The organism is Sphingomonas sp. CL5.1 (assembly GCF_013344685.1).
Classification (GTDB): domain Bacteria; phylum Pseudomonadota; class Alphaproteobacteria; order Sphingomonadales; family Sphingomonadaceae; genus Sphingomonas.
Map to the genome: position 1 here is coordinate 1,014,682 of NZ_CP050137.1, position 16,102 is coordinate 1,030,783.

The 16,102-nt window shown below is 68.3% G+C and carries 18 protein-coding genes; 11 read left to right on the forward strand and 7 right to left on the reverse strand.

The genetic code is table 11. The annotated features are described in order from the left end of the window. Nucleotides 1-5: 5 nt before the first annotated feature. Both F9288_RS05090 and F9288_RS05095 read right to left on the reverse strand, forming a co-directional pair. On the reverse strand, nucleotides 6-707 hold the full coding sequence (locus F9288_RS05090) for a dienelactone hydrolase family protein (protein WP_174835635.1): 702 nt from the start codon (nucleotides 705-707) through the stop codon (nucleotides 6-8). Beyond that, a complete protein-coding gene (locus tag F9288_RS05095; protein ID WP_368076210.1) occupies nucleotides 700-1,098 on the reverse strand; it encodes a methylated-DNA--[protein]-cysteine S-methyltransferase in 399 nt (132 codons plus the stop codon). The genes F9288_RS05090 and F9288_RS05095 overlap by 8 nt, the downstream gene beginning before the upstream one ends. A gap of 119 nt (nucleotides 1,099-1,217) precedes the next feature. On the opposite strand from F9288_RS05095, the gene F9288_RS05100 reads away from it, so the two are divergent. The 6 genes from F9288_RS05100 to F9288_RS05125 are packed head-to-tail and all read left to right on the forward strand — an operon-like array spanning nucleotide 1,218 to nucleotide 6,729. Beyond that, entirely contained in the window at nucleotides 1,218-1,451 is a 234-nt protein-coding gene (locus F9288_RS05100; protein ID WP_174835637.1) for a DUF6489 family protein, read from the forward strand. Further along, nucleotides 1,451-2,728 (forward strand): tRNA uridine-5-carboxymethylaminomethyl(34) synthesis GTPase MnmE, encoded by a 1,278-nt coding sequence (mnmE, locus tag F9288_RS05105; RefSeq protein ID WP_174835638.1) that lies wholly within the window; start codon nucleotides 1,451-1,453, stop codon nucleotides 2,726-2,728. The genes F9288_RS05100 and mnmE overlap by 1 nt, the downstream gene beginning before the upstream one ends. Further along, complete coding sequence (gene mnmG / locus F9288_RS05110) at nucleotides 2,728-4,449, forward strand: tRNA uridine-5-carboxymethylaminomethyl(34) synthesis enzyme MnmG (RefSeq protein ID WP_174835639.1); 1,722 nt, start codon at nucleotides 2,728-2,730, stop codon at nucleotides 4,447-4,449. Before mnmE ends, mnmG begins: the two co-directional genes overlap by 1 nt. Next, on the forward strand, nucleotides 4,446-5,060 hold the full coding sequence (rsmG, locus tag F9288_RS05115) for a 16S rRNA (guanine(527)-N(7))-methyltransferase RsmG (RefSeq protein WP_174835640.1): 615 nt from the start codon (nucleotides 4,446-4,448) through the stop codon (nucleotides 5,058-5,060). The genes mnmG and rsmG overlap by 4 nt, the downstream gene beginning before the upstream one ends. Beyond that, nucleotides 5,057-5,839 (forward strand): ParA family protein, encoded by a 783-nt coding sequence (locus F9288_RS05120; RefSeq protein WP_174835641.1) that lies wholly within the window; start codon nucleotides 5,057-5,059, stop codon nucleotides 5,837-5,839. The genes rsmG and F9288_RS05120 overlap by 4 nt, the downstream gene beginning before the upstream one ends. Next, nucleotides 5,836-6,729, forward strand: coding sequence for a ParB/RepB/Spo0J family partition protein (locus F9288_RS05125; protein ID WP_174835642.1), 894 nt, complete (start codon nucleotides 5,836-5,838; stop codon nucleotides 6,727-6,729). The genes F9288_RS05120 and F9288_RS05125 overlap by 4 nt, the downstream gene beginning before the upstream one ends. Before the next feature lie 4 nt (nucleotides 6,730-6,733). Here the strand turns inward: F9288_RS05125 and holA are convergent, their stop codons facing one another. The 4 genes from holA to F9288_RS05145 are packed head-to-tail and all read right to left on the reverse strand — an operon-like array spanning nucleotide 6,734 to nucleotide 11,240. Then, entirely contained in the window at nucleotides 6,734-7,756 is a 1,023-nt protein-coding gene (holA, locus tag F9288_RS05130; RefSeq protein ID WP_174835643.1) for a DNA polymerase III subunit delta, read from the reverse strand. After that, nucleotides 7,753-8,256 carry an LPS assembly lipoprotein LptE gene (gene lptE / locus F9288_RS05135; protein WP_174835644.1) on the reverse strand — a complete coding sequence of 168 codons (504 nt, stop codon included), beginning with the start codon at nucleotides 8,254-8,256 and terminating at the stop codon, nucleotides 7,753-7,755. The genes holA and lptE overlap by 4 nt, the downstream gene beginning before the upstream one ends. Further along, on the reverse strand, nucleotides 8,253-10,763 hold the full coding sequence (gene leuS, locus F9288_RS05140) for a leucine--tRNA ligase (RefSeq protein ID WP_174835645.1): 2,511 nt from the start codon (nucleotides 10,761-10,763) through the stop codon (nucleotides 8,253-8,255). Before leuS ends, lptE begins: the two co-directional genes overlap by 4 nt. A 42-nt stretch (nucleotides 10,764-10,805) precedes the next feature. Further along, the gene (locus F9288_RS05145) at nucleotides 10,806-11,240 is read right to left on the reverse strand and encodes a DUF3576 domain-containing protein (RefSeq protein ID WP_174835646.1); all 435 of its coding nucleotides are present in this window, start codon (nucleotides 11,238-11,240) and stop codon (nucleotides 10,806-10,808) included. A gap of 235 nt (nucleotides 11,241-11,475) precedes the next feature. Between F9288_RS05145 and F9288_RS05150 the strand changes: the two genes are divergently transcribed. Next, nucleotides 11,476-12,174: a hypothetical protein gene (locus F9288_RS05150; RefSeq protein WP_174838875.1), complete on the forward strand. Its 699-nt coding sequence runs from the start codon at nucleotides 11,476-11,478 to the stop codon at nucleotides 12,172-12,174. Nucleotides 12,175-12,189: 15 nt separating this feature from the next. Here the strand turns inward: F9288_RS05150 and F9288_RS05155 are convergent, their stop codons facing one another. Continuing rightward, the gene (locus F9288_RS05155; RefSeq protein ID WP_174835647.1) at nucleotides 12,190-12,699 is read right to left on the reverse strand and encodes a thiamine phosphate synthase; all 510 of its coding nucleotides are present in this window, start codon (nucleotides 12,697-12,699) and stop codon (nucleotides 12,190-12,192) included. Nucleotides 12,700-12,721: 22 nt separating this feature from the next. Between F9288_RS05155 and F9288_RS05160 the strand changes: the two genes are divergently transcribed. From F9288_RS05160 to ribA, 4 genes are read left to right on the forward strand one after another with little or no spacing between them, the layout of a single operon-like run. Then, on the forward strand, nucleotides 12,722-13,396 hold the full coding sequence (locus F9288_RS05160; RefSeq protein ID WP_174835648.1) for a YggS family pyridoxal phosphate-dependent enzyme: 675 nt from the start codon (nucleotides 12,722-12,724) through the stop codon (nucleotides 13,394-13,396). Continuing rightward, nucleotides 13,393-14,055, forward strand: coding sequence for an HAD family phosphatase (locus F9288_RS05165; protein WP_174835649.1), 663 nt, complete (start codon nucleotides 13,393-13,395; stop codon nucleotides 14,053-14,055). Before F9288_RS05160 ends, F9288_RS05165 begins: the two co-directional genes overlap by 4 nt. 39 nt (nucleotides 14,056-14,094) lie before the next feature. After that, entirely contained in the window at nucleotides 14,095-14,877 is a 783-nt protein-coding gene (locus F9288_RS05170) for an exodeoxyribonuclease III (RefSeq protein WP_174835650.1), read from the forward strand. Further along, the gene (gene ribA / locus F9288_RS05175) at nucleotides 14,874-15,923 is read left to right on the forward strand and encodes a GTP cyclohydrolase II (RefSeq protein WP_174835651.1); all 1,050 of its coding nucleotides are present in this window, start codon (nucleotides 14,874-14,876) and stop codon (nucleotides 15,921-15,923) included. Before F9288_RS05170 ends, ribA begins: the two co-directional genes overlap by 4 nt. The last annotated feature ends 179 nt before the right edge of the window (nucleotides 15,924-16,102 follow it).

Consider the following 16,102-nt stretch of genomic DNA (forward strand, 5'->3'; position numbering starts at 1 on the left):
TTGTATTAAGCCAGATTTTTCTTGAAGAAAGCCGCCGTCCGCTCATCCGCGAGATCGGCGGCCTTCCCGGAACGGCGGTTGCCCATCTCGGTCGCGAAGCCGTGGTCCTCGCCCGGATAATCGTGGATCGTCACGCGGGGATGATCGTCCAGCCCCTCGTGCATCCGCCGTTGCGTGGCCTTGTCGACGAAGCCATCCTCGCCGGCGACGTGAAGCATCACCGGGCGGGCGATCGCATGTTTCTCGCCGAGCAGCCCGTCGATCCCCACGCCGTAATAGCCGACCGATGCGTCGATATCGGTGCGGCAGGCGGTCATGAACGCCAGCCGGCCGCCGAGGCAATAGCCGACGCAGCCGACTTTCCCGCCATTGCCGAGCAGCGCGCGCGCCTTGCGGATCGACGCCTCGATATCCTTGATCCCGGCGTCCTGATCGAACTGGCCGAACAGCTCCAGCCCGCGCTGCATTTCGGCGGGAACGTCCGGATCGAGCTCGATTCCCGGCTCCAGCCGCCAGAACAGGTCGGGCGCGATCGCGAGATAGCCCTGCTCGGCCAGCCGATCGCATTTGCGGCGGATACCCTTGTTCACGCCGAACACTTCCTGGATCACCACGATCGCGGCGGTCGGCGTTCCCGCTGGCCGCGCGACATAGGCACCGAAATGCCCGTCGTGATCCAGCGTTTCGACGTCGATCATCTCACCCATTGCTCTTGCTCCAATGTCGTTCGTGGTTCAGCAGCCAATTCTTAGTCGCCAGCCCTTCCCCGGCCGAATAATGGCCCGCGCCGCCGGTGACGCGGTGGCACGGAATGACGATCGGGAAAGGATTGCGCCGGCACGCCTGGCCGAGCGCGCGCGGGCTTGACCCGATCGTCCGCGCGACCTCGCCATAGCTCACGGTGCCGCCATAGCCCACCGCCGCGATCGCGGCGCGCAGCACCTCTCCGCGCGGCGTGGTGGAGGGCGCGAGCGGCAAGTCGAAATCGCGGCGCTCGCCGGCGAAATAAGCCTCCAGTTGCTCCGCCGCCGCGCGGATCACCTCGCTGCCCCCGCGCCGCGCCATTTCGTCGACGCCGCCGATCGTGATTCTGGTCACGGTTGCGCCTCCTTCGATCAGGATAAGGCCGATGGGCGTTGCTAGGATGGCGGAATCGCGGGCATACATCTCGATCGAAGGCTATCCCGCCCGGCCGCGCGGCTCAAGGAGTGCTCTGGATGAAAGTGAATGTCGAAGTGGATTGCACGCCGGAGGAAGCGCGGCGACTGATGGGCTTGCCCGATCTCAGCCCGATCCACGAAGCCTATATCGCCAAGATGCGCGAGACGATCAGCGGCGGGCTGCGGCCGGAGATGTTCGAGAGCATGATCAAGAACTGGGCGCCGATGGGCGAGGCCGGGCTTTCCTTCTGGCAGCGCCTGTTCGAGGCGGGAACCAAGCCCGGCGGCTGATGGACACGATCTTCGCCGTTTCGAGCGGCCAGCCACCCGCCGCGATCGCGGTGTTGCGGATGAGCGGCCCCCGCGCGCGCGATGCGGTCGAGGCGCTCGCCGGCGCGCTTCCGGAACCACGCCGCGCGGTGCTGCGGCGGCTGTGGGACGGTGACGGCGCGTTGCTCGACGATTGCTTGCTGCTGTGGTTCCCCGGCCCGAGCAGCGCGACGGGCGAGGATCTCGCGGAATTCCATCTGCACGGCGGCATCGCGACGGTGGCCGCGGTGGAACGGGCGCTCGCGGCGCAACCCGGCCTGCGCCGCGCGCGCGGGGGCGAATTCACCCGACGCGCGCTGGAGAACGGGCGGATCGATCTCGCGCAGGCGCAGGGTCTGGCCGATCTGCTCGAAGCGGAAACCGAGGCGCAGCGCCGTGCCGCCATCGCCAGCGTCGATGGCGAGGTCAGCCGCGCCGTCGCGCGCTGGCTCACCACGCTTGCCGGCATCGCCGCCCGGATCGAGGCGATGATCGACTTCAGCGACGAGGACGATGTCGAACCGGCGGATACGGCGGCGCTCGATGCCGCGATCCGCGCGTGGCTGGCCGATCTCGACATCATCCTGGAGCGCCCGACTGTCGAACGACTGCGCGAAGGATGCCGAATCGTCCTCGCCGGATCACCTAACGTCGGTAAATCCTCTCTTTTCAACGCGATGATCGAACGCGAGGCCGCGATCGTGACACCGATCGCCGGCACGACGCGCGATCTGCTCGAAACGCGCGTGGTGCGCAACGGGCGTCTCTACACCTTGATCGACACGGCGGGTCTCGCCAGCGACACCGACGATCCGGTCGAGCGGATCGGCATCGAACGCGCGCGCCGCGCGGCCGACACCGCCGATATCGTGCTGTGGCTCGACGATAGCGCGCCGCCCGCCGAGTGGCCGGTCCTCGCGCTTCACCCGCGTTGCGACATGGCGGAGCGGCTCATTACACCGACCGATCGCCTGCCAATATCCCGCGACGATCTGCGTAGCATCGATCACTTGTGGGGAGCGATCGAGCAACGCGCCGGTTCGCTCCTTACAACCGATGGCGCCGCGCTACGCGAACAACAACGCAACGCCGTGATCGCTGCCCGCGCATCCATGGCGACCGACGGAATGGCAGACGACCTGTTGGTACGCGCCGAAGGAGTGCGCTATGCGATGCGGCAATTGGCGGGCATCGTCGGCGCGGACGCGACCGAGACGATGCTCGACGCGCTGTTCGCGCGTTTCTGCATCGGGAAGTGATGTTTCACGTGGAACAAGACTTTGACGTGATCGTGGTCGGCGGCGGCCACGCCGGGACGGAAGCGGCTGCCGCGGCGACCCGTCGTGGCGCCCGCACTGCGCTGCTCTCGCATCGCCGCGACCGGATCGGGGTGATGTCGTGCAATCCCTCGATCGGTGGACTCGGCAAGGGGCACCTGGTCCGCGAGGTTGACGCGCTCGACGGTTTGATGGCGCGCGCCGCCGATGCCGCCGCGATCCACCACCGGATGCTCAACCGCAGCAAGGGACTGGCAGTTCAGGGACCACGCATCCAGGCGGATCGCGCCCTTTATAGTCGTTCGATCCAGTCGCAACTCGCTAATCAGGAAGGCCTGTCGATCATCGCCGGCGAGGTCGACGCGCTGTTCATGCGGTCGGGCAAGGTGACGGGCGTAAGGCTCAAGGACGGCAGCGAAATCGGCGGCCGCGCGATCGTCTTGGCCACCGGCACTTTCTTGGGCGGCCGCATCTTCCGGGGCGAAGAGCAGCACGAGGGGGGCCGGATCAACGAAGCCGGCGCGATCGAGCTTGCCGAGCAATTGCGCGCGCTCGACCTGCCGATTCGCCGGCTCAAGACCGGCACGCCGCCCCGGCTAGATGGGCGCACGATCGATTGGGCGATGCTCGCGCCGCAACCATCGGATGCGGATGAGTGGACGATGTCGCCGATGACGCGCGTTCGCGCCCTGCCCCAACTCGCTTGCGCCATCTCGCGAACCACTGCGGAAACCCATGCCATCATCCGTGACAATCTCCACCGCTCTCCGCTCCACACCGGTGCGATCGAGGCTGGCGGGCCGCGCTATTGCCCGTCGATCGAGGACAAGATCCGCCGCTTCGGCGATCGCGACGGCCACCAGATTTTCCTCGAACCCGAAGGGCTGGATGATCCGCTCGTCTATCCGAACGGCATCTCCACCTCGCTGCCGGCCGATGTGCAGACGGCGATGGTGCGATCGATTCCCGGCCTTGCCGACGTGACGATCGTCACTCCGGGCTACGCGGTGGAATATGACCACGTCGACCCGCGCGCGCTCGATCATCGGCTGGCGCTCGGCGCATTGCCGGGCGTGTTCCTTGCCGGGCAGATCAACGGCACGACCGGTTATGAGGAGGCGGCGGCACAGGGGCTGGTGGCGGGCGCCAATGCGGCGGCCCATGCGCTCGATCTCGCGCCGCTGACGCTCGATCGGGCGACGAGCTACCTCGCGGTGATGATCGACGATCTGGTGCTTCAAGGCGTCACCGAACCCTATCGGATGCTCACCGCCCGCGCGGAATATCGCCTCGCCCTGCGCGCTGACAATGCCGAGACACGGCTGTCGGCGATCGCCGAGGCGCACGGCCTGATGAGCGACGCGCGGCGCGGTCATGTCGAGCGCCGGAACGAGCAGCGCGAAGCAATCGCGCGGGGCGAGCGGGATGGCATCGATCCCGACCTTCTGCGCGAGGCGGAGGAGGATGCGCGCTACGCCCCCTATCTCGAGCGTCAGGCGGACGAGATCGCCCGGATGCGGCGCGATGCAACGATCGCCGTCCCCAGCGGCGAGGCGCTCGCGGCGGTCAACGGCCTGTCGAATGAGATGCGCGAGCGGCTTCGTGTCGCCAGTCCCCTGACGCTGGACGAAGCCTCGCGCGTGCGCGGGGTGACGCCGGCCGCCCTCACCGCGCTCTGGCTTCATGCGAAGGCCAGCGCATGACGGAAGCGGATGCGAGAGCATGGATCGAACAACGCTTCGGTCAGGAAGCGACGGCCCGCGTCGCGCACTTTGCGGATCAGGTAGCGCGTGAGAGCGAGTACCAGAATCTCATCGCCCGCTCGACGCTCGATTCGATCTGGTCGCGTCACATCCTCGATTCTGCGCAGCTCATTCCGCTCGCTGGGAAAGTTGATGCGGCGACGCGCTGGCTCGATATCGGGTCGGGCGCGGGCTTTCCCGGTGTAGTGGTCGCCCTGCTTACCCCCGCGCAGGTAACGCTGGTCGAGCCACGTCGCCGTCGCGTCGACTTCCTGTCCGAAACCCTTACCAACACCCCCAACGCCACCGTGCTGCTCGCCAAAGTCGAAGCGATCTCGGTCGAACCGCAGCAGATTATCAGCGCCCGCGCCGTAGCCCCGGTGCTCGAGTTGTTACGCGCAACCCGCCACCTCGCCGACATATCCACACGTTATATCTTGCCGCGCGGCCGTTCGGCGCACGCCGAGCTTGAAAGCGCGCGCCGGGGCTGGCACGGATTGTTCCACGTGGAACCAAGCATCACCGACGCGGAATCGGGGATTCTCATCGCAGAAAAGGTTCGCATCCGATGATCTGTATCGCGGTCGCCAACCAGAAAGGCGGCGTCGGCAAGACGACCAGCGCGATCAACCTCGCCACGGCGCTTGCCGCCACCGGCAAGCGCGTGCTGCTGATCGACCTCGATCCGCAAGGCAACGCCTCGACCGGGCTGGGCATCGGGCAGGCCGCGCGCACCGTCTCCAGCTATCATGTGCTGGTCGATGGGACGCCGATCGATGACGGCGTGGTCGCCTCCGGCATCCCGAGGCTGGAAATCTTGCCGGCGACGGTCGACCTTTCGGGCGCCGAGATCGAGCTGATCGAGCTTGAGGCGCGCACCCACCGCCTGCTCCGCGCGATCGAGGCGTGCGCGCCGCGCTGGGATATCGTGCTGATCGATTGCCCGCCGTCGCTCGGTCTGCTGACGATCAACGCGATGGTCGCGGCGGATTCGCTGCTCGTGCCGCTGCAATGCGAGTTCTTCGCGCTGGAGGGGCTGAGCCAGCTGCTCAGCACGGTCGAGCGGATTCGCGCGCGCTTCAATCCTTCGCTGTCGATCATGGGCGTCGCGCTGACGATGTACGATCGCCGCAACCGGCTGACCGAGCAGGTCGCGACCGATGTGCGCGCCGTGCTCGGTCGCGTGGTGTTCGACACGGTGATCCCGCGCAACGTCCGCCTGTCGGAAGCGCCGAGCCACGGCCTGCCCGCGCTGATCTATGATCATCGTTGCAGCGGATCGGAGGCCTATATCGCCCTGGCGCGAGAGTTGATCGCGCGGCTTCCGCGCATGAAAGAGGCCGCCGCATGACCGATCGCCGCCCCCGCCCCGGCCTTGGCCGTGGCCTCAACGCGCTGCTGGGCGATTTCGCCCGCGACGAGGCGGAAACCGCGACCGAGGGGCATAGCGCCACCGGCGTGCGGATGATCCCGGTCAGCTCGATCGCGCCGCACCCCGGCCAGCCGCGCCGTCAGTTCGACGAAGCCGCGCTGATAGAACTGGCCGCCTCGATCGCCGAACGCGGGGTGATCCAGCCGATCATCGTTCGCCCCCACGGCCATGATTATCAGATCGTCGCCGGCGAGCGCCGCTGGCGCGCGGCGCAGCGCGCCCGGCTGCACGAGGTGCCGGTCGTCGTCCGCGACTATAGCGACAGCGACACGCTCCAGATCGCCCTGCTGGAGAATATCCAGCGGCAGGATCTCAACGCGATCGAGGAGGCCGAAGCCTATCACCGGCTCGCCGAGGAATTCGGCCATACCCAGGAAGCGCTCGCGCGGATCGTCCACAAATCGCGCAGCCATATCGCTAACCTGTTGAGATTACTGGATCTTCCTCACGAAGTTCAGGCGCTGGTGGTCGATGGCAAGCTGTCGATGGGCCATGCCCGCGCGCTGATCGGCGCGCCCGATCCGGCCGCGCTGGCGCAGGAGGTGATCGAGAAAGGGCTGTCGGTCCGTCAGACCGAGAAGCTCGCCAGCTCGGCCAAGCCCGCGTCCACGCGCGGCGGCAGGGGCGGCAAGAGCTACAGCCAGGATGCCGACGCGGATATCGCGGCGCTGCAACGGCAATTGTCCGATCTGCTCGGGCTGAACGTGCGGATCGCGCATGGCGAGCGCGGCGGATCGATCACGCTCGATTATTCGACGCTCGACCAGCTCGACATGGTGTGCCAGCGGCTGAGCGGCGAGCGGATCTGAGCCGTCAGCGCCCCAGCCGCCGGGCGCGCTCCGCCATGCCGAGCATCGCCTGATCGGCCAGCACGTTTCCAGCGGTCGCGCTCGCCACCAAAGACCGCTCGATCTGGCGCACGCGGCGCTGCGCCTCGACCAGCGCCTCCGGCGGCCACCGGCGCAGCGCGGCGGCGGTGGCGGCTTCCTCGCGAAAGAACACGCGGTGGCGCTTGATGACCGAGGCGATATCGCCGCCCGCCGCGACGTCGGCGCGCATTTCCGCCAAAGCGCCCAGCCGGCGCGCGAGCTGGCGCAGCCACGGGATCGGCGAGCCGCCCGCCTCGCTCATCCGATGCAGCGCCGCGCCAAGCTCCGCGCTGCGCCCGGCGACCACCGCCTCGACGATCTCGGACATCTCCGCCTCGCCCAGATCCGCGCCGACCGCGTCGAGCGCATCGTCGTCGAGCTGCTGCGGCCGATCGGGCGCGGCATCGAGATAGAGCGCCAGCTTCTCCAGCTCCCGCGCCATCACCGCGCGATCGCCGCCGGTCGCCTGCACCAGTCGCCGCGCCGCACCGCCCATCGCGCGCAGGCCATGTTCACGGGCGAGCTGCGCCGCCAGCGCTTCCGCCCCCTCGCCGACCGGGACGTAGCAGGCGGTGGCGAGCGCCGAATCCGCCTCCAGCGCGCGCTTGACGAGCCGGCTGGTCGCCTTCGCGGAGGGCGCGATCATCACCACGGGATTGCCGGCGCGTTCCGCCGCGAGCAGCGCTTCGACCGCGGCGGTCGATTCGTCCCCCGCCCCTGTCACGCGGATATAGCGCGCGCCGCCGAACAGCGAGAGCGAGGCCGCCTCGTCGGCCAGCCGCGCCGCGTCCGATTTCAGCGCCGCGCCGTCGAGATCCATCCGCTCCGCCTCCGGCCCCATCGCGCGGCCAAGCCGCTCCGCCAGCGCCATCGCGCCGGATTCATCGGGTCCGTAGAGCAGATAGAGCCGGATATCCGCCGGCGGCCGATCGAGCGCTGTCTTGATCCGCGTCTCGCTGGCCTTCATTTCCGGGGCGTCTCGTTCCTCGCATAGAGCGCGACGCGGGCGACGATCTGGTCGGCGACGATCTCGCTCAGCCGCTCCAGCGCGGTGCTTTCCGCAGCGATCGTGGCATATTCGGAGGTGACGACATCGATGCCGGCGTCCGAGCCGGCGGTCGCGTCGAGCACCACCGTGCCGGTATCGAGCGCGACGAGCTGATAGCGCGCGCGCAGGGTGCGGCGTTCGCGGGTGACGCTATTGTCGCTGCGCACCGCGAGGCCGACGATCTTGTCGTCCAGCTTCACGTCGAGCCGGTAATGCGCCGTCGACGCCGCGCCGCCCTCGCCGAAGCGGTCGCGCAACGCATTGGCGACGAGCCAGCCCGACTTGCCTTCGATCGGCGCGACCTCGACCTGCCCGAGCAGGTTCGCCACCGGGCCGGAGCCGCCCGCGGTATAGAGCGGCTGAAGCCCGCATCCGCCGAGCGGCAGCGCCAGCGCGAGCAAGGCGGCGAGCCGCTTCATGCGACGAGGTTCACCAGCCGGTCGGGCACGACGATCACCTTCTTCGGCGCCTTGCCCTCAAGGATGCGGATCACCTTGTCGCTGGCGAGCGCGGCGGCCTCGATCGCTTCCTTTGACTGGCCCTTCGACAGGGTGAGCGTGTCGCGCAGCTTCCCGTTGACCTGGATCGCGATCGTCACCTCATCCTCGACCAGCAGCGCCGGATCGACCGCCGGCCATGCCGCGTCGGCGATCAGCCCCTCGCCGCCAGCGGCGGCCCACGCCTCCTCGGCGAGATGCGGCACCATCGGCGCGACGAGCAGCATCAGCGTGCGCACGGCCACATCGCGCGAGGCGGAGGGTTGCGCCTTCTCGATCGCATTGGCGAGTTCGTAGATCTTGGCGACCGCCTTGTTGAACGACAGCGCCTCGATATCGGCGGCGACCCCGGCGATCGTCTGGTGCAGCTTGCGGTCGAGCGCGGCGTCCGCGCCCTCGCCCGCGCGCCGTCCCTCGAATTGGCCCTCGAACAGCCGCCACAGCCGCTGGACGAAGCGCCACGCGCCCTCGATGCCGGATTCGCTCCACGGCAGGTCGCGCTCGGGCGGCGAATCGGAGAGCATGAACCACCGCACCGCGTCCGCGCCGTACTGGTCGACGATGCCGGTCGGATCGACGGTGTTCTTCTTCGATTTCGACATCTTCTCGACACGGCCGAGCGTGATCAGCTGGCCGTTGGCGATTTCGATCCCGTCGCGCACCTCGTCCGGCGCGAGCCAGCGGCCGTCGGCGGACTTGTACGTCTCGTGTGTCACCATGCCCTGCGTGAACAGGCCGGTGAACGGCTCGGTCACGCCGATCATGCCGACATGGTTGAGCGCCTGGGTCCAGAAGCGCGCATAGAGCAGGTGGAGGATCGCATGCTCCACCCCGCCGATATATTGCCCGACCGGCAGCCAGCTTTCGGCGACCGCCTTGTCAAACGGCCGATCCTTCGGCTGGCTGGCGAAGCGGATGAAATACCACGACGAATCCGCGAAGGTATCGAGCGTGTCGGTCTCGCGCACCGCCGCGCCGCCGCATTTCGGGCAGGCGACATGCTTCCACGTCGGATGGCGATCGAGCGGGTTGCCGGGCACGTCGAAGCTCACGTCCTCCGGCAGCACGACCGGGAGCTGGTCCACCGGCACCGGCACGACGCCGCAGGCATCGCAATGGATGATCGGGATCGGCGTGCCCCAGTAACGCTGGCGGCTTACCCCCCAGTCGCGCAGGCGATAGACGGTCGAGCCTTCGCCCCAGCCGCCGGCCTCCGCGCGGGTGATGACCTCGCGCTTGGCGTCCTCCACGTCCATGCCGTCGAGGAAGTGCGAGTTCACCAGCGTGCCCGGCCCGCTATAGGCTTCATCCTCATGGAATTCGGGCGCGTCCTTCGATCCCTCCGACACGACGCGGCGGATCGGCAGGCCGTATTTGCGGGCGAACTCGAAATCGCGCTGATCATGCGCCGGCACGCCAAACACCGCGCCGACGCCATAGTCCATCAGCACGAAATTGGCGATATAGACGGGGAGCTTCCACGCCGGATCAAAGGGATGCGTCGCGGTGAGGCCGGTGTCGAAGCCCAGCTTCTCCTGCGTCTCCAGCTCGGCCGCCGTGGTGCCGCCCTGCTTGCAGCGTTCGACGAACGTCGCCGCCTCCGGGCTGGCCGCCGCGATCGGATGGTCGGCCGCCACCGCGACGAAGCTCGCGCCGAAGATCGTGTCCGGCCGGGTGGTGAACACCTCCACCTTGTCCATGCCCCCCGCGCTGGCAGACAACGCGAAGCGGAAGGTGAGGCCCTGGCTCTTGCCGATCCAGTTCTCCTGCATCAGCCGCACCTTTTCCGGCCAATGCTCAAGCGATTTAAGGCCCGAGAGCAGATCGTCGGCGAAAGCGGTGATCTTGAGGAACCACTGGTTGAGCTTGCGCTTCTCAACCAGCGCGCCCGAGCGCCAGCCGCGCCCGTCGATCACCTGCTCGTTGGCGAGCACGGTCATGTCGACCGGGTCCCAGTTGACCGCGCTCTCCTTGCGATAGACGAGGCCATGCTCAAGGAATTTCAGGAACAGCGCCTGCTCGTGGCCGTAATAATCCGGCTCGCAGGTGGCCAGCTCGCGCGTCCAGTCCAGCGCGAAGCCGAGCCGCTTGAGCTGCGCCTTCATCGTCGCGATATTGTCGCGCGTCCAGCCGCCGGGGTGGACGCCTTTCTCCATCGCGGCGTTCTCGGCCGGCATCCCGAAAGCGTCCCAGCCCATCGGGTGGAGCACCTCCATCCCGTTCATCCGGCGGAAGCGCGCGAGGACGTCGCCCATCGTATAGTTGCGGACGTGCCCCATATGGATGCGCCCCGAAGGATAGGGGAACATCTCCAGCACGTAGCTCTTGGGCTTGCCGCTGTCGTCGCGGGCGGCGAAGGTTTCGGCGTCGTCCCACACCTTCTGCCAGTGGGCGTCCGCCTTCAGCGCGTTGAAACGGGTGTTGCTCATTATCTCTTGTCGTTGAGGCGCGCGGAGGGGTTCACCCCCGCGTCAGCCGGTGATCGAGGCGCGGCGCAGGTCGCGGGCGCGGGTGAGGATGATATCCTCCAGCTTCTGCGTGGTGGACGCGGCCACCGGCGCGGAGACCCACTGGCCGTTCCGGTTCACCTCGCGCAGCGCCGCGACGCGCAGCGCATCGGCGCGCAGATCCTGATCGAGGATCGAGACGGTCACCTTCATCCGCTCGTTCGGCATCTGCGGATTGACGTACCAGTCGGTGACGACGACGCCACCATTCGAATCCGTCTGGAGCAGGGGCATGAACGACAGCGTGTCCAGCGTCGCGCGCCACAGATAGGAATTGACGCCGATCGTGGTGATCTTCGATGCGGCGAGATCGGCCTCCGGCCGGGCGCGATGATGCCCGCACGCGGTGAGGGCAAGGGCAGCGCCAACGGCTAGCGCGAGACGCAACGGGCGGAACATCGGCATCGTCCTGAAAGCGAGGAAACAGCAGCGGCAACCTCTATAGACGCGCCCCGTTCCCCGCAAGCGGGGCGGATTCGCGCGGCGATCTGGCGGATGATGTGGGAGTCATGCAACACTTAGCAATAAAGCGACTCTTGTGATGGTGCGCCGGGATCGAATCGTGTTAGGCGTATTTTGATCCAAGTTCAGTTGGGGGTGACTCGTGGTCGCTATGCGCGCGATTGCTGGTGGAATGGTCGTGGCGCTCGTCGCCGCGGCTGCCGCCGTCGCGCCCGCGATCGGAGCCACCGAACTGGGTCAGCGCCCCGCCAAGAAAGCGGCCGCCACGCCGATATCCGCCCGCTTTTCCAGTGGCTTCACGCCGTCCGCCGCCGATCCGCGGCTCGCCGCCGTGTTCGCGCGCGGGGGGCTGGACGGCGGTGATGTCGGCGAGTTCCGCTTCACCCCGGCCGAGACGCGACAGGGCAATCGCGCCGTCACCGTGGCGGTGCGCGCGCGCTCGAATCGAGTCGGCGACGGAACGACTCGCTTCGCCGCAAATGCGCCGACCGTGGGAATCGCGCCGATCGCCTATAATCTGGGCGCCGCGATCGGCTGGCAGCGCTTCGCCGTGTCGGGTGACGTCTCGCGCGTCGATGTCGGCCCGCAGCCGGGCAGCCGCGAATCGACCGACGTGGCGGTCAGCTATTCGCTCAATCGCTTCACCGGCCGCGTGAAGGCCACCGCCGAGCGTCCGCTGGCCGGCGCGACGACCGCCGTGGACAACAATTCGAGCTATGCGATCGACGTGGGCGGCTCCTATTCGCTGACCCGCAACATCGATCTCACCGCCGGCCTGCGCTACAAGAGCGAGCGTGAGCGGCTGACGCAGGTTGCCGACGACCGCCGCGACAGCCAGGCGGTCTACGTGGGCACCGCCTTCCGCTTCTGACGCCGCCGGCGTCGTTCACAGCCACGCATCGATCGCCGCCCAGCCATCGAATCCGGTGAGCAGCGCGTAGCGGCGCGCATCCATGCCGCCGAGCGCGATCCGCCGCGCCGGCAGGCCGCGCGCGATCGCCGCGGCGCGCCGCGCACCAAGCGCCGGCGCGCCGGGATGCGAGCGGGTGGCGAAGACCGGCGAGACGAACAGCGCGTCGGCGCCGCGTCGCACCCCCTCCACCGCCTCGCGCCGCGAATGCGCCGGCCATGTCGTGATTCCCGGCCCGCTGCGGCCATGCGTCCCCATCTCGCCGGACAAGCGCGCCGCGCCCGCGCGCACCAGCACCAGCCCGCGCGCCCGCGCGATCCTCAACAGCCGCGCGAACAATCGGCGGCGCTCGGCGGCCGGCGTGTCGTAATGGCGAAAGACGATGCCCGATCCGCGCGGCAGGCGGCTTACCGCGCGCCACAGCCCCTCGCCCATCCGCTCGTCGGTCATCAGCCAAAGGCACGGGACGGGGTGGCGGCGGGACATCGCGCTTCCTATAGCGCCGACCATGCCTTCCGCCGAGATGTCTCCCGCCGCGCGCCTCGCCTCGATCAACGAGCGGATCGCCCGCGCCGCCAAGCCGGCGCGCCGCTCGCCCGCCGATATCACTCTGATCGCCGTCTCCAAGACGCATCCGGCCGAGGCGATCACGCCGCTGCTCGCCGCCGGCCAACGCGATTTCGGCGAGAATCGCGTGGCTGAGGCGCAGGCGAAATGGCCCGCGCTGCGCGAGGCATGGCCTGATGCCCGGCTGCACCTGATCGGCCAGCTCCAGTCGAACAAGGCCGCCGAGGCGGTGGCGCTGGCGGACGCGATCCATGCGGTCGACCGCCCTTCTCTGGTCGCCGCACTGGCCAGGGCGATGGATGCGCAGGGCAAGCGCCCGGCCTGCTTCGTCCAGGTCAATATCGGCGCGGAAGCGCAGAAGGGCGGCTGCGCGATCGACGCCCTGCCGGAGCTGCTGGCCGAGGTGCGCGCCGCCGACCTGCCGCTCGCCGGGCTGATGTGCCTGCCTCCCGCCGGGGTGGAAGCGGCACCCTATTTCGCGCTGCTGGCGAAGCTGGCGCGCGACAACGGCGTCGCGGGCCTCAGCATGGGCATGTCCGACGATTTCGAGACGGCGGTGATGATCGGCGCGACCCATGTCCGCGTCGGCAGCGCGCTGTTCGGCGCGCGCGCATGAAGGTCGACGCGATCCTGTTCGATTTCGACGGCGTGCTGATCGAGAGCGAGGCGATCGGCAACCGCCAGATCGCGGACTATCTCACCGGCATCGGCCATCCGACCAGCCTCGAAGAATCCATGGCCAATTTCATGGGCCTTTCCGGCGCGGACTTCCTCCGCCGGATCGAGCAATGGATCGGCCGCCCGATCCCGGACGATTTCCACGAGGCGCGCAAGGCCGAGGACGCGCGCGTGATGGCCGAGGGGATCGAGGCGGTGGCCGGCGCGGTCGCCTTCGTCGAATCTTTGCCCGACAGCCTGCCGCGCGCGATCGTCTCGTCCAGCTCGACGCGCTGGATTCGTCGGCACCTCGATCATATCGGGCTGACCGGCATGTTCGGCGACCATATCTATTCCGGGCGCGAGCATGTCGAGCGCGGCAAGCCCGCGCCCGATCTCTATCTTTATGCGGCGCGGCAACTCGGCGTACCGATCGAGCGCGCCGCGATCATCGAGGATTCGCCGGTCGGCGCGACGGGAGCGGTCGCGTCAGGCGGTCACGTCGTCGGACTATGCGCCGGCAGCCATTGCGCGCCCGATCACGACCGGAAGCTCCGCGCGCTCGGCGTCCACGTCATCGCGCACGATTTCGGCGATGTCGCGCGCCTGCTCGGCTGACGCTTCCCCACGCCGTCCGCTGCGGTTACAGGCAATGGCGTGAAGATCGTAAGCTGGAACATCAATTCGGTGCGCTTCCGCATCGAGATCGTCGAACAATTCCTTCGCGAGGCGTCACCCGACATCTTGTGCCTCCAGGAAACCAAGGTGATCGACGCCGATTTCCCGGCGGAGGCGTTCCGCCGGCTCGGCTACCCTCATATCCTGATCCACGGCCAGCGGATGCACCACGGTGTCGCGATCATCAGCCGCGTGCCGCTGGCGGAGGATGACCGGCTCGACTGGCAGGCCAATCGCGAGGCGCGGCATATCGGCGTGCGGCTCGCCAACGGGGTGCGGCTGGAGAACGTCTATGTGCCGGCGGGCGGGGACGTGCCGGACCGCGCATTGAATCCGAAATTCGGCCAGAAGCTCGATTTCGTCGGGCGCATGACCGACTGGTCCCAACGGCTCGACCGGCCGACGATCCTCACCGGCGATTTCAACATCGCGCCGCTGCCCAGCGACGTGTGGAGCCACAAGGCGCTGCTCAAGGTGGTCAGCCACACGCCGGTCGAGGTGGAGGCGCTCGACCGGCTGAAGGGGTCGAACGACTGGGTCGATCTCGGACGGCATTTCCACCCCGCCCCGGCGCGGCTGCATACCTGGTGGAGCTATCGCTCGCCCGACTGGACGAAGAACGATCGCGGCCGCCGGCTCGATCACATGTGGGCGACCGGCGAGGTGGCGAAGGCGGCGCGCACGCACCATGTGTTCGAGGAATGCCGTAGCTGGATCAAGCCTTCGGACCATGTGCCGATCATGACCGAGTTCGATTTTTGACCGACCCGCGCCAGACCGCGCGCGCGATCGACGCGCTGCGGCGCGGCTGGCCGATCCGCATCGGCGCGCTGGCGCTGCTGCCGATCGAGACGGCGGACGCGGTGCGGCTCGCCGCGTTCGATCCCGCCGGCAACGCGCCGGTGCTGCTCTCCGCCGGCCGCGCGGTGACGCTGAAGCTCGCCAACCAGCGCGAGGCGGCCGCGCCCGACGCGCCGGTGCTGGTCGATCGCGCGCCGTGGATCGATTTCGCGGCGGCGACCGCGCTGGCCGATCCGCAACTCGATCTCGCGACGCCGCTCAAGGGGCCGTTCCGCGCGATCCATGTCGATCATTCCGAGGATGCCGCCGCCGCGCTGCGTCTCGCGCGGATCGCCGGGCTGCTTCCCGCCTTCTTCGCGCTGCCGGGCGGCGCTGGCGACGTGTCGATCGGCCCGGCCGACATCGACGCGCATGAGGAAGCGGCGCGCCTCACCATCGCGGCGCGCGCGCGGCTGCCGGTCGCCCATGCCGAGGATGCGGAGATCGTCGCCTTCCGCACGCCGGAATCGCCCGGCGAGCATATCGCGCTGCTGATCGGCGAGCCGAACGGCCAGGCGCCGCTCGTCCGGCTGCACAGCGAATGCCTCACCGGCGACGCGCTCGGCAGCCTGAAATGCGATTGCGGACCACAGCTCGACGCCGCGATCAGGGCGATCGAGGCGAGCGGGTGGGGGATATTGCTCTACTTGCGGCAGGAAGGACGCGGGATCGGATTGGTCAACAAGCTGCGCGCCTATGCCTTGCAGGATCAGGGATTCGATACGGTCGACGCCAATACCCGGCTGGGATTCGCGATCGACGCACGCGATTTCGGCGTCGCGGCGCGGATGCTCAAGCTGCTCGGGCAGGACGAGATACGACTGCTGACCAATAACCCGGCGAAGGTCGCGGGGCTCCAGCAAGCCGGAATCCGCGTCGTCGAACGCGTGGCGCATGCGCTGCCGCCCAATCGGCACAATGAACGCTATCTGGCGACGAAACGCGACCGCACCGGCCACCAGCTATAGCGCCAAAACGCTAAGGCCCCCGCTCCGGGGGCTTGGAGCGAGGGCCAGCCTGACGTTCGTCACGCAGGGGGAAACGGGGAAATCCAGGCAACAGGGGGAAAATCCCAGAGCCCCGCGTCCACCTCGCTCTTCTAGGCCAAAAAACCTGTCGCTTCGGTGAACGATTGTAAGAAAAGACC